An 11,754-nucleotide genomic window follows, 5' to 3' on the forward strand; every position below is an offset into this window, starting at 1 on the left:
GCTCTACACTCTTCAGTCATGACTGAGACCGAGCCCGTCGCCGTGCGCGCCAAGCGGCTGCCGCGGGAGCAGCGCAGAATCCAGCTGCTGGACTGTGCGCTTCATGTATTTGTGGCCAAGGGCTTTCACGCCGCATCCATGGATGACATCGCAGAAGTGGCACAGGTGTCCAAACCTGTGCTCTATCAGCACTTCCCAGGCAAGCATGAGCTGTTCATCGACTTACTGGAGACCCAGCTGGGGCAGCTGCGTGAGGAGCTGACCGCGGCCTTGAGCGCTCATCAGGACAACGAGCAGCGGGTCACCGGCACCATCACCGCTTTTTATGAGTTCATCGCCAGGGAAGATGAGGCCTACCGGCTGATCTTCGCCTCCGGGATGGATAACGATGAGGAAGTCTCCGAGCGTCTGGACCGGTTTCATGACGCAATGGCTACCGCGATCGCTGAGGTGATCGTCGATGACACCGGGCAGCCCATGGCCGAGGCTACGATGCTCGGCCACGGCCTGATTGGGATGGCCACCTCCGCCGCCCGGCACTGGAGTCGGCTCTCGGAGCGGCCGGCTCTTGGGGTCTCAGCGCAGTTGACTTCGCGTTTGGCCTGGAGAGGAATATCGGGCTTTCCCAAGGAGAACGAGAGCTGAAGGTGTCAGTCCCTTGTACTATCGAGGGTGAGCCGTAAGCTTAACCGCCCTCGCGCGCCTGTCGAACCGGTGAGGCGAGGGCCCTCAGACAAGGAGTGGCATGGAAGTACGCATCGGAGTCCAGAACGTCGCCCGCGAGATCGTCATCGACAGTGCGGCAAGCGCCGAGGAGATCGAGAAGACCGTCGCTGAGGCTATTGAGAGCTCCAAGCCCCTGCTGAGCCTGACTGACCGCCGCGATAAGAAGGTGGTCGTCCCGGTGAGCTCCATCGGATACGTGGAGATCGGCTCCGACACCAAGCAGACGGTGGGCTTTGCCGCCGTCGCATCCTGAACCTACTGAAAGTACGTATGACTGAACAGATCACCGAGGCTGAAGCAGCTGAGACGACGACGCCGACCCTGACCTTCGCAGATTTCGACGTCCGCAGCGAGATCGTCGAGGCGCTGGCTGAGAAGGGCATCACCACGCCTTTCCCGATCCAGGCCGAAACCCTGCCGATCGCCTTGGGCGGCCACGACATCATCGGCCAGGCCAAGACCGGCACCGGTAAAACCCTGGGCTTCGGCATCCCTGCTCTGCAGCGGGTGACCACCCCGCACAGCGATGAGTTCCAGAACTTGCCGGCACCGGGTGCCCCTCAAGCGCTGATTGTCGCTCCTACTCGTGAGCTCGCCGTGCAGGTGGCACAGGACCTCAAGACTGCCGGTGCCAAGCTGGGCGCACGGATTGCCACTATCTACGGCGGACGGGCCTATGAGCCCCAGATCGAGGAGCTGCAGCGCGGTGTGGAGGTCGTTGTGGGCACCCCCGGGCGCCTGATCGACCTGCACCGCCAGAAGCATCTGAACCTGAAGAACATCCGCATCGTGGTGCTGGATGAGGCCGATGAGATGCTGGACCTGGGCTTCCTCCCGGATGTGGAGACGCTGCTGGCAGCGGTGCCCACCGTGCGCCAGACGATGCTGTTCTCCGCGACGATGCCGGGTCCGGTCATCAATATGGCCCGGCGCTACATGTCCAAGCCCACCCACATCAGTGCCGCAGATCCTGAGGATATCGGCGTGGTGAAGAAGGACATCCGCCAGGTTGTCTACCGCGCCCACCACCTGGATAAGGATGAGGTCATCGCCCGCATCCTGCAGGCCGAGGGACGTGGCCGCACCATTATCTTCACCAAGACCAAGCGCCAGGCCGACAAGCTCTCCACCGAGCTTCAGGACCGCGGCTTCGCTGCCGGTGCGATCCACGGCGACCTGGGGCAGGGGGCCCGCGAGCAGGCGCTGCGGGCTTTCCGCAACGAGAAGATCGACGTGCTTGTTGCCACCGATGTGGCCGCCCGCGGCATCGATGTCACCGATGTCACCCACGTCATCAACCTCACTGCGCCCGAGGATGAGAACACCTACCTGCACCGCATCGGCCGTACTGGTCGAGCTGGGCAGAAGGGTACCGCGGTGACCTTCGTGGACTGGGAAGACCTTCACCGGTGGAAGCTGATCGATAAGGCTATCGGCCTGGGCGTGCCTGAGCCGGTAGAAACCTACTCCTCCTCACCGCATCTCTTTGAAGAGCTGAACATCCCTGCCGGGACCAAGGGTCGGCTGCCGCGCCATAAGCGCTCCAAGACCGGTCTGAACGACGAGGTTCTGGAAGATCTGGGTGGCCCAGAGAAGAAGCAGTCCGGCGGCCGGGACCGTCAGGGCCGCGGTGAACGTTCCGGAGGATCCCGCGAGGGCCAGTCCCGTTCGGGAGGCCGCAGCCGCAATCGTCGTCGCGGCGGTGATTCTTCTGAAGCCCGCCGAGCAGACGGCGCCGCGAAGGACACTGCGCAGTCCGCACCGAAGGAAGCGGACTCTGCAGCCAGCGGCAGCGAAGGCGGCTCTGCAGATCAGCGGCGGCGTCGTCGCCGTCGTCGCAAAGTTGCCGGCGACAGCGACAGCTGAGCCTTCAGCCTCACTGATCAGTCGAGCAGGCCCTGCTCCTCCAGCCACCAGGCGGCAACATCGGAGGGGCTGGCCTGCTCGTCCTGTGAGTAGGCATTAAGCTTCAGCAGCTCATCCTGCGTCAGCCGCTGCTGAAGCTCATTAATAGCCGCACGCGCGGGTTCATCTACGTTTGCGGAGACTACCGGCACCAGATTCTGAGGCAGCACCAGGGATTCCGGATCCTCCAGTGCGACTAGGTCATTCTTTTCGATCGCTGGATCGGCGGAGTAGATGTTGGCGACCTCAACATCGCCGGACAGCAGCGCGTTGAGCGTCAGGGGTCCACCGGAATCCTCCACCGGAACCAAAGCCAGTTCCACTCCGTAGAACTCTTCCAGTCCTGCAGGCCCGTAGGGACGCGCCTCCCATTCTGAGTTTGACGCGATCCGCAGATCTTCGAGTTCCGCCAGATCTGCCACGCTGGTCAGATGATGTTCGCGGGCGAACTCGTCAGTTACTACATAACTGTCCTGATCCGTGGCCTCAGCGAAGTCAAGGACTTCCAAGCCTTCCGGCAGTGCCTCACCCAGGGCTGAGTGCACCTCGTTCGGGGTGGAAGCCTGAGCATCGGAATCAAGGTACTGCAGCAGGTTCCCCGTGTATTCGGGGAAGATATCAATGGCACCAGCTTCCAGTTCTGGCACATAGACCTCGCGCTGGCCGATCTCGAATTGCCGCTCAATGCTGTAAGCCTGGTCCTCCAGGACCTGGGCGTAGAGTTCGGCGACGATCGTATTCGAGTAGTACTGCTGGGAGCCGATGACCAGTTCTTCACGCGGCTCGTCACCAGAGTCCGCGGCGTCGTTGTTCTCCCCGGTGAGCGGGTCAGCAGAACTGCAGGCGCTCAGCATGAGCAGCGCAGCAGCTGATACTGCCAGGATATGGGGGATGAGTCTCATGGTCTTACCTTTCGGGTGAGGGTGGTCAGCAGGATCAGCGCGGCTGAAATAGAGAAGTTAATGGCCGGTTCTGAGCCGGGCAGCACGTTGGGAGAGGCTGAAGACGACATCCAGCGCGATCGCCAACAGAATCACCAGCACTGAAGCAGCCAGCATGAGGGGATAGTCCTGTGTTCGCAGACCAAGGAAAAGCTGACGGCCTAACCCGCCGGCGCCCACATAGGCAGCCAGCGTCCCAGTAGCCACCACCTGCAGGGTGGCCAATCGTAGGCCGCCGAGGATCAGCGGAAGTCCCAGCGGAATCTCCACCTGGAACAGCACTTGCCAAGGGGTCATCCCCTGGGCGCGCGCAGCATCCACCGTGACCTGACTGACCGACTCAACCCCGGAATATGCCCCAGCGATAATGCTCGGTACGGCCAGCACTATGAAAGCGATCATGGGGGCGGTCAGTCCGATGCCGAGAAAAAGTGCAGCGAGTGTGATCACGCCCAGGGTCGGCAGGGCCCGGACTACTCCCGAACTCAGTACTGCGGGATTCCGGCCTTTTCCGGTGTGTCCCACGTAGAGCCCAAGAGGCAGGGCGATCAGTGCAGAGGTTGCGACTGCCACCGCGGTATACCAGAGGTGCTCCAAGGCGCGAGCACCGAAGCCGCCGGATCCCTGCCAAGACTCGGCATCGCCAAGCAGCTCAAGCGCGTCGAGAAGGTGATTCATGCTCGACCACCTCGGTGTGCCCACGGCATCAGGAGTCGGCCAGCAGCCACTAGGAGCAGGTCTAGCACTAACGCAAGCACAGCTGTGCAGAGAATCCCGGCCACAATAGAGGGCACAATATTTCGCTCAAAGCCGTCAGTGAATAGTGAGCCTAGCGACCGAACACCGAGCACCGCACTGACCGAAACCAGTGAGATAGTGGAGACTGAAACTACCCTCAGACCAGCCAAAAGTCCCGGTCCAGCCAGGGGAAGATCCACGGTGAAGAATCGGCCGAGCCGGGAGTGTCCCAGCGCAGTGGAGGACAACCGGACTTCTTGAGGCACTGACTGCAGGGCGTCTGCTGCGGAACGGACCATCAGAGCTAGTCCGAAGAGGGTCAGCGCCGCCACGACATTCAAAGGATCCCGCACTCCAGTGCCCAGAATCAGTGGTAGCACAATGAACAGCGGCAAGGACGGAATCGCGTAGAGCAATCCGGTGCCGGAGATGACTACTTCACGCAGTGGGCGTACGGCGTTGGCAACCAAAGCCAGCGGCACGGCCAGGATGAAAGTGGCCACGATGGCCGGCGCGCTGAGCAGCAGATGATCTAGCGTCAGCTCGAGAATCCGGCTGCTGTTATTGAGAATCCACCCCATGGCATTCAGTCCGTCTCGGGCGCCCGGTCAATGGGAGCCTGATCACTGGGAGCCTGATCGACAACTCCTAGCGGCTTGCCGCGAGCATCGGAGATGAACCAGCCACCTCCTGCCCGTGGCCGGGCCGAGAGCGTCCTGCGCTGGGAATCCAGTCCCAGGAACTGGGCTACAAACTGATCTGCAGGATTCTCCACAATCTCTTGCGGCGTCCCCACTTGCGCCACCTCCGCACCCTTTTTCAGCACCACGATCTGGTCTCCCAACGTGAGCGCTTCATCAACGTCGTGGGTGACGAAGATGATGGTCTTGCGCAGCTCGGTCTGAATTCTCTTCAACTCGCGTTGCAGCTCGATGCGCACCAGGGGGTCCACTGCACCGAAGGGCTCGTCCATGAGCAGGATATTCGGATCTGCCGCCAGCGCCCGGGCTACGCCCACACGCTGCTGCTGGCCTCCTGAAAGCTGCCCGGGGTATTTCAGCGCCAAGGTGTAGTCCAGGCCCACAATCTCCATCAGCTCATAAGCTCGCCGCTTCGCTGCGCCGCGGGAAACTCCATTGAGCCGGGGCACGGTGGCTATATTGTCGATGACCTTGCGATGCGGAAGAAGCCCCGCGTTCTGCATGACATAGCCGATGCGTCGACGCAGCGCTACTGGTGCGGCCCGGGCCACGTCCTCGTCATCAATCAGCACTGACCCTGACGTCGGGTCCACCATACGGTTGACCATGCGCAGCAATGTCGTTTTGCCGCAACCAGAAGAACCCAGCAGCACTGTGGCGGTATGGGAGGGGATATGCAGGCTGAACTTCTGCACCGCCGCGGTGCCATCGTCATAAGTCTTGGTCACCTGACGGAAGTCGATCGGCATGAAGTCCTTGCCTTCTTTGTTTGTCCCAGCTATGACGGTTAGTTTCAGCCTATCGGTGGGCTGGGTCTGTGCGCACTCCGCGGTCATGTGATGTGGGAAGATGCCAGTGATGAGTTCTGAACACCCCATGATCGCCTCGCCCTCATACGCTGCCGTCAGTGGCATGCATTCGCTCGTGATCCGCCAGGCTGTGCCAGCGGAATATGGGCGTATCGGAGAGCTGACGGTCAGCGCTTATGTGGATGGCGGGTTCCTCTCACTGGAGGACTCCTATGTGGTACAGCTGCGCGATGCCGCCTCCCGGGCTCAGGGTGCTCAGCTGTTGGTGGCCGAAGTGGACGGTGAAGTTGCGGCTTCAGTGGCGATCACCGACTACGGCGGCCCCTATGCTGAGGTCTCGCAGCCTGGGGAGCTGGAGTTCCGTATGCTCGCGGTTGCGCCGGAGTACCAAGGACGCGGAATCGCTCGGCAGATGGTCCGCCACATCATTGCTCTGGCACAGGCGCGCGAGGATATTCACGCCGTCACCTTGTGCAGCCTCACCAGCATGACTGCCGCCCATGCCCTCTACCGTTCTGAAGGCTTCGTGGAAGTTCCCGAGCGCGATTTCATCCTGGATCTGCCCGAGAAGAAGGCCCGTTTCCCGTTCTTCATCCGAAAGGTGTGACATGAGCGAAAAATACACAGTCCTGGCTGTCTGCACCGGCAATATCTGCCGTTCACCAGCCATGGAACGTCTTTTGGCCCAGCTTGTAGGTGATGACACCGGCACAAAGATTCTCTCGGCCGGTACTCACGCTCACGTGGGGGAGGACATACAGCCGGAGATGAAGGAGCGGATCACCGACTTCGGGGCTTCAACTGAGGGGTTCACCGCAACTCAGCTGACCACTGAGATGATCGAATCCAGTGACCTCATTCTCGCCGCCACCCGGGTACATGTAGAGGACATCCTGGCCGAAGTTCCTGCCGCAGCCTCGCGCACCTTCACCCTGCGGCAGTTCGGGCGGATCCTGAAGAACCTGGATGACGCTGAGATCCACGGAGCTAGTGTGGGTCAAAAGCTGCACGCCCTCGCTGACCTGGCGGATCAGCAGCGCGAGGCGGCAGGGGAGAACGACGACATCGTCGACCCCTACATGCTGCCCGATGACGTCTATGACGAGTCCTTCCAGCAGATCCGGGAGCCGATCGAGACTCTCCGGGGTGTGCTGGGGCGCTAGGTCCTCAGAGTAGGCTTTCCATGCCGAAGCTGCTGAGCACAAGCGGGAAGGCGAGGAAAGCAACCGCATCGAGCAAGAAATGCGCGATGACCAAGGGCATGACTCGGCCGTAGCGCAGGTACGCCCAGCCGAAGATGATCCCCATAGCCAGATTCCCCAGCCCGGGACCGAAACCCTGGTACAGGTGGTAGGCCCCGCGCAGCACGGAGGCCGCGGCAATAATCACCCACATGCTGGTGCGCGGCCAGATGCGGCGTGCCCGGTCGAAGAGGTAAGCGATCATGATGACTTCCTCCAGCAGCGAATGGCGCAGTGCGGCCAGCAGCAGTGCCGGGGCGCTCCACCAGTACTCGGTGACATCGGCGGGAACGATGCGCACGGTTGCGCCCAGGCTTCGACCGGCAAAGTAGACCGCCAGTGTGCCCAGTCCGATAAGGATAAACAGCCCCGTACCGTAGAGCCAGTCGCGCCCGGGCCGCCGGAAGTCCAGACCCCAGCGTCGGAAGGGATTTCCCCCATGGAGGAAGACGAGATAGACCACCAGCGCTACCGGGACGAGCGCGAAGAGCGAATCCAACACCTGAAACGCAGCATCGAAAAACTCGGCTCGCGAACGTGACCGCTGAACAGTGGCGCTCTGTTGGCTCAGCGGCGCCACTCTCAGCCGCTCCGCCAACTGCAGCACCGCGTAGATCGCACTGCGGCCTAAAGAAAGTGCCAGCACAATGCCGAGCTCCCAGCTGAGGAAGCCTCGGCTGAGCTGCTGTTCCGAACTGGTGGTCGCCATCGTCGTCACCTGCCCATTATGACCTTTGACTTGGTATTCGCCCCGCCAGTCCAGAGCGGGGCTCCTGACGCACTGAGGCCCCGCTCCATAAGGAGCAGGGCCTCAGCAGGGAAAGGGGAGTCAGCGATCAGTGATCGTGTTCGTCCTCGTTGTCCTTCTTCTCCACCACCAGGGTCTCGGTGGTCAGAACCAGGGCGGCGATGGAGGCGGCGTTCTGCAGCGCAGAGCGGGTCACCTTCACCGGGTCGATCACGCCGGCGGCGATCAGATCGCCGTATTCGCCGGTCTTGGCGTTGAAGCCGTGGTTGGGCTCCAGCTCAGCGACCTTGGAAGCGACCACATAACCGTCAGCGCCGGCATTCTGGGCGATCCAGCGAAGTGGCTGGACAAGTGCACGGCGGACGATGCCCACAGCAGCGGCAGCATCCCCTGCAAGGGCCTTGACCTCCTCGTCCTCATCCAGAACGGACAGTGCGTTGATCAGGGCGGTGCCACCACCGGCGACGATGCCCTCTTCCAGCGCAGCGCGGGTGGAGGAGACAGCATCCTCAATGCGGTGCTTGCGCTCCTTCAGCTCCACCTCAGTGGCCGCGCCGACCTTGATGACACCCACGCCACCGGCGAGCTTGGCAAGACGCTCCTGGAGCTTCTCGCGGTCCCACTCGGAATCGGTAGCCTCCACCTGGGACTTGATGAGAGCCACACGGCCCTCCACGTCCTCCTTGGAGCCTGCACCCTCCACAATTGTGGTGGCGTCCTTGGTGACAGTCACCCGGCGTGCGGTGCCCAGCTCATCCAGGCCAACCTGGTCCAGCTTCAGGCCGAGATCCTGGGTGATGACCTGAGCGCCGGTGAGCACAGCAATGTCTTCCAACATTGCCTTGCGGCGATCGCCGAAGCCCGGTGCCTTCACGGCAACGGCCTGCAGTGTGCCGCGCAGTTTGTTGACCACCAGCGTGGACAGGGCCTCGCCCTCAACGTCCTCGGCGATGATGAACAGCGGCTTCTTGGCCTGCAGCACCTTCTCCAGCACCGGCAGGAACTCTGCCATGTTGGAGATCTTGCCCTGGTGGATCAGGATCAGCGGATCCTCCAGCACAGCTTCCTGACGCTCAGCGTCGGTCACGAAGTGCGGGGACAGGAAGCCCTTGTCGAACTGCATGCCCTCGGTGATCTCCAGCTCGGTGGTGGTCGTTGACCCCTCCTCGATGGTGATCACACCGTCAGCGCCCACGGCGTCGAACGCGCGGGCCAGCAGTTCGCCGACCTCGTCGTTCTGTGCGGAGATCGCACCGACGTAGGAGACTTCCTGCTGACCGGAGACCTCGCGGGCGTTCTCGCGCAGTCGGCGGGTCACCGCGGCCACAGCGGTTTCAATGCCGCGCTTGATCTCGCCGGGAGCTGCACCGGCGGCCACATTGCGCAGGCCTTCCTTCACCAGTGCCTGTGCCAGCACAGTTGCGGTGGTGGTGCCGTCGCCAGCGACGTCGTTGGTCTTGGTGGCGACTTCCTTGGCCAGCTGAGCGCCGAGGTTCTCGTAGGAGTCCTCCAGCTCAACTTCGCGGGCGATGGTCACGCCGTCGTTGGTGATGGTCGGGGCACCCCAGGACTTGTCCAGGACCACATTGCGGCCCTTGGGACCCAGGGTGACCTTGACGGTGTCGGCGAGCTTGTCGATGCCGGCTTCCAGCGCGCGGCGAGCGGCATCGTCGTAGAGAAGCTCTTTTGCCATAGGTTCCTACTCCTTGTGTAAGTCGAGCGGGTGAGTGTTTACTTCTCGACCTTGGCGAGGACGTCGCGAGCGTTGAGCACCAGGTACTCTTCGCCGCCTACCTTGACCTCGGTGCCGCCGAACTTGGAGTAAATGACGACGTCGCCCTCGGCAACGTCCACGGGCAGACGCTCGCCCTTATCGCTTACGCGACCCGGGCCGACGGCGACAACCTTGCCCTCCTGCGGCTTCTCCTTGGCGGTGTCCGGGATGACCAGGCCGGAAGCGGTGGTCTGCTCGGCCTCCAGGGGGCGGACAACAATACGATCCTCGAGGGGCTTGATGGAGACTGACACGTCAGTACTCTCCTTTGCTTAAGGGTGAATCGGTACAGGTTGCTCGCCTTGCGGGAGTGACCAACCGTCGTCGCGGGTGCCGGATGGTGCCCCTTCAGGCTTATGGATTTGCGCGGGTGACGGCCCGCGAAATCGTTAGCACACGGACACTCCGAGTGCTAAGACAAACTATAAGACCCTCTTAGCACTCGATCAAGAAGAGTGCTAAGAGCTGAAACCTCGGGCGCGCCCAGCGCTGTCTAGAGCCAGGGGGTGTCATGCGTGTCTGAGAAAAAGTTCACTTAATATTCACGTGTCATGGTGCAGCTCACGTGGTCACTGCGGAATTGTGCGGCAAGTAGACTTGTTGTCGCTGTCCACCGCATCAGCCGCGATACCACTGAGAGGCACCGCACGTGAGCCACACCCATGCTGAGGGGCACGATCCCTTCGCCTTTGTCGGACTGACCTATGACGATGTTCTGCTTCTTCCGGGCGAGACCGATGTCATTCCATCGGATGCCGATACCACTACACGCCTGACGAGGAACATCACGCTCAGCGCTCCGGTGGTCTCCGCCGCCATGGACACTGTCACCGAAGCGCCTATGGCTATCAGCCTGGCCCGCCTGGGCGGTATCGGGATCATCCACCGCAACCTCTCCATTGAGGAGCAGGCTAAGCAGGTGGATCAGGTCAAGCGCAGTGAATCCGGCATGATCACTGACCCGGTCACCATCACCCCGGATGCCACTATTGCCGATCTTGACGCGATCTGCGCGCACTACAAGATCTCCGGACTGCCGGTGGTGGACGAGAACCGCAAGCTGCTGGGCATCATTACTAACCGCGATATTCGTTTTGTGCCGCCTGAGGAATACCTGACCACCAAGGTCTACGAGAAGATGACCCCCCAGCCGCTGATCACCGCGCAGGAGGGCATCTCCAATGCCGAGGTGCTGGCGCTGTTCTCCAAGCACCGTGTGGAGAAGCTGCCGCTGGTTGATGACCATGACATCCTCACCGGCCTGATCACCATCAAGGACTTCGATAAGGCCGATAAGTATCCGCAGGCCACCAAAGACGACGAGGGTCGGCTTCGGGTCGGTGCTGCTGTCGGTTTCTTCGGCGAGGGTTTCGAACGCGCCATGACACTGATCGAGGCCGGGGTGGACGTCCTGGTGGTGGACACTGCCAATGGTCATACCCGCGGTGTGCTGGACATGATCGCCAAGCTCAAGGCCGAGCCAGGCGCAAAGGGTGTTGATGTCATTGGCGGCCAGGCAGCTACTCGCGCCGGGGCTCAGGCGATCATCGACGCCGGTGCCGATGCCATCAAGGTAGGCGTTGGCCCCGGCTCGATCTGCACCACCCGCGTGGTGGCAGGCGTGGGCGTTCCGCAGATCACCGCCATCTACGAATCGGCCAAGGCCGCCATCCCGGCTGGAGTGCCGCTGATCGCCGACGGTGGTCTGCAGTACTCCGGAGATATCGGCAAGGCGCTGGTCGCCGGTGCCGACTCCGTGATGCTTGGGTCGGTGCTCGCCGGTGCCGCTGAGTCTCCGGGGGACTTGGTCTTCTATCAGGGCAAGCAGTTCAAGGCCTACCGGGGGATGGGCTCGCTCGGGGCGATGCAGACCCGGGGCAAGAACACCAGTTACTCCAAGGACCGCTACTTCCAGGCCGATGTCCCTGATGATGAGAAGCTCATCCCCGAAGGCATCGAGGGCCAGGTGCCCTACCGCGGACCGCTCTCGGCGGTGGTGCATCAGCTCACCGGCGGCCTGCGCCAGACCATGTTCTACGTCGGTGCCCACACCATTGAGGAGCTCAAGGCCAAGGGCAAGTTCGTGCGGATCACCTCAGCCGGGCTCAAAGAGTCCCACCCGCATGACATCATGATGACCGTAGAAGCCCCCAACTACGGCCGGAAGTGAG

General features: G+C 62.0%; 13 protein-coding genes. 6 read left to right on the plus strand and 7 right to left on the minus strand.

Annotated features, from left to right (window positions below; translation table 11 throughout):
* The first annotated feature begins 18 nt into the window (after positions 1-18).
* From ABEA23_RS08845 to ABEA23_RS08855, 3 genes are all read left to right on the plus strand, one after another.
* Positions 19-645, plus strand: coding sequence for a TetR/AcrR family transcriptional regulator (locus ABEA23_RS08845; RefSeq protein WP_345477684.1), 627 nt, complete (start codon positions 19-21; stop codon positions 643-645).
* Between the two features lie 100 nt (positions 646-745).
* On the plus strand, positions 746-979 hold the full coding sequence (locus tag ABEA23_RS08850; RefSeq protein WP_345477685.1) for a DUF3107 domain-containing protein: 234 nt from the start codon (positions 746-748) through the stop codon (positions 977-979).
* A 17-nt stretch (positions 980-996) separates the two neighbouring features.
* Positions 997-2,592 (plus strand): DEAD/DEAH box helicase, encoded by a 1,596-nt coding sequence (locus tag ABEA23_RS08855; RefSeq protein WP_345477686.1) that lies wholly within the window; start codon positions 997-999, stop codon positions 2,590-2,592.
* Between the two features lie 17 nt (positions 2,593-2,609).
* Here ABEA23_RS08855 and ABEA23_RS08860 read toward each other — a convergent pair whose 3' ends face one another.
* Genes ABEA23_RS08860 through ABEA23_RS08875 form a run of 4 tightly spaced genes read right to left on the minus strand, consistent with a single transcriptional unit; the run spans position 2,610 to position 5,760 of the window.
* On the minus strand, positions 2,610-3,533 hold the full coding sequence (locus ABEA23_RS08860; protein ID WP_345477687.1) for an ABC transporter substrate-binding protein: 924 nt from the start codon (positions 3,531-3,533) through the stop codon (positions 2,610-2,612).
* 57 nt (positions 3,534-3,590) lie between these two features.
* Positions 3,591-4,250, minus strand: coding sequence for an ABC transporter permease (locus tag ABEA23_RS08865; protein ID WP_345477688.1), 660 nt, complete (start codon positions 4,248-4,250; stop codon positions 3,591-3,593).
* Positions 4,247-4,891: an ABC transporter permease gene (locus ABEA23_RS08870; protein WP_345477689.1), complete on the minus strand. Its 645-nt coding sequence runs from the start codon at positions 4,889-4,891 to the stop codon at positions 4,247-4,249. Before ABEA23_RS08870 ends, ABEA23_RS08865 begins: the two co-directional genes overlap by 4 nt.
* Positions 4,892-4,896: 5 nt before the next feature.
* Positions 4,897-5,760 (minus strand): ABC transporter ATP-binding protein, encoded by an 864-nt coding sequence (locus ABEA23_RS08875; protein ID WP_345477690.1) that lies wholly within the window; start codon positions 5,758-5,760, stop codon positions 4,897-4,899.
* A gap of 109 nt (positions 5,761-5,869) precedes the next feature.
* Here ABEA23_RS08875 and ABEA23_RS08880 point away from each other — a divergent pair, with 109 nt between their 5' ends.
* Together ABEA23_RS08880 and ABEA23_RS08885 are read left to right on the plus strand one after the other, a co-directional pair.
* On the plus strand, positions 5,870-6,427 hold the full coding sequence (locus ABEA23_RS08880) for a GNAT family N-acetyltransferase (RefSeq protein ID WP_345477691.1): 558 nt from the start codon (positions 5,870-5,872) through the stop codon (positions 6,425-6,427).
* Position 6,428: 1 nt separating this feature from the next.
* Positions 6,429-6,983, plus strand: a complete 555-nt coding sequence (locus ABEA23_RS08885; RefSeq protein WP_345477692.1) for an arsenate reductase/protein-tyrosine-phosphatase family protein — start codon at positions 6,429-6,431, stop codon at positions 6,981-6,983.
* A gap of 4 nt (positions 6,984-6,987) precedes the next feature.
* Here the strand turns inward: ABEA23_RS08885 and ABEA23_RS08890 are convergent, their stop codons facing one another.
* The 3 genes from ABEA23_RS08890 to groES form a co-directional block, all read right to left on the minus strand.
* A complete protein-coding gene (locus ABEA23_RS08890) occupies positions 6,988-7,770 on the minus strand; it encodes a CPBP family intramembrane glutamic endopeptidase (protein ID WP_345477693.1) in 783 nt (260 codons plus the stop codon).
* Positions 7,771-7,897: 127 nt separating this feature from the next.
* Entirely contained in the window at positions 7,898-9,502 is a 1,605-nt protein-coding gene (gene groL, locus ABEA23_RS08895; RefSeq protein ID WP_345477694.1) for a chaperonin GroEL, read from the minus strand.
* A 38-nt stretch (positions 9,503-9,540) separates the two neighbouring features.
* A complete protein-coding gene (groES, locus tag ABEA23_RS08900; RefSeq protein ID WP_044493193.1) occupies positions 9,541-9,837 on the minus strand; it encodes a co-chaperone GroES in 297 nt (98 codons plus the stop codon).
* Positions 9,838-10,232: 395 nt separating this feature from the next.
* Between groES and guaB the strand changes: the two genes are divergently transcribed.
* The gene (guaB, locus tag ABEA23_RS08905) at positions 10,233-11,753 is read left to right on the plus strand and encodes an IMP dehydrogenase (protein WP_345477695.1); all 1,521 of its coding nucleotides are present in this window, start codon (positions 10,233-10,235) and stop codon (positions 11,751-11,753) included.
* Position 11,754: the final 1 nt, after the last annotated feature.

The sequence above is a fragment of the Nesterenkonia rhizosphaerae genome (assembly GCF_039544555.1).
In the GTDB taxonomy this organism is placed as follows: domain Bacteria; phylum Actinomycetota; class Actinomycetes; order Actinomycetales; family Micrococcaceae; genus Nesterenkonia; species Nesterenkonia rhizosphaerae.

Coding starts and splice junctions, on each gene's coding strand:
- ABEA23_RS08855 (WP_345477686.1), top strand. CDS start 997: ATGACTGAACAGATCACCGAGGCTGAAGCAGCTGAGACGACGACGCCG.
- ABEA23_RS08890 (WP_345477693.1), bottom strand. CDS start 7,770: ATGGCGACCACCAGTTCGGAACAGCAGCTCAGCCGAGGCTTCCTCAGC.
- ABEA23_RS08865 (WP_345477688.1), bottom strand. CDS start 4,250: ATGAATCACCTTCTCGACGCGCTTGAGCTGCTTGGCGATGCCGAGTCT.
- ABEA23_RS08845 (WP_345477684.1), top strand. CDS start 19: ATGACTGAGACCGAGCCCGTCGCCGTGCGCGCCAAGCGGCTGCCGCGG.
- ABEA23_RS08860 (WP_345477687.1), bottom strand. CDS start 3,533: ATGAGACTCATCCCCCATATCCTGGCAGTATCAGCTGCTGCGCTGCTC.
- ABEA23_RS08880 (WP_345477691.1), top strand. CDS start 5,870: ATGAGTTCTGAACACCCCATGATCGCCTCGCCCTCATACGCTGCCGTC.
- ABEA23_RS08870 (WP_345477689.1), bottom strand. CDS start 4,891: ATGGGGTGGATTCTCAATAACAGCAGCCGGATTCTCGAGCTGACGCTA.
- ABEA23_RS08850 (WP_345477685.1), top strand. CDS start 746: ATGGAAGTACGCATCGGAGTCCAGAACGTCGCCCGCGAGATCGTCATC.
- ABEA23_RS08875 (WP_345477690.1), bottom strand. CDS start 5,760: ATGCCGATCGACTTCCGTCAGGTGACCAAGACTTATGACGATGGCACC.
- ABEA23_RS08885 (WP_345477692.1), top strand. CDS start 6,429: ATGAGCGAAAAATACACAGTCCTGGCTGTCTGCACCGGCAATATCTGC.
- groL (WP_345477694.1), bottom strand. CDS start 9,502: ATGGCAAAAGAGCTTCTCTACGACGATGCCGCTCGCCGCGCGCTGGAA.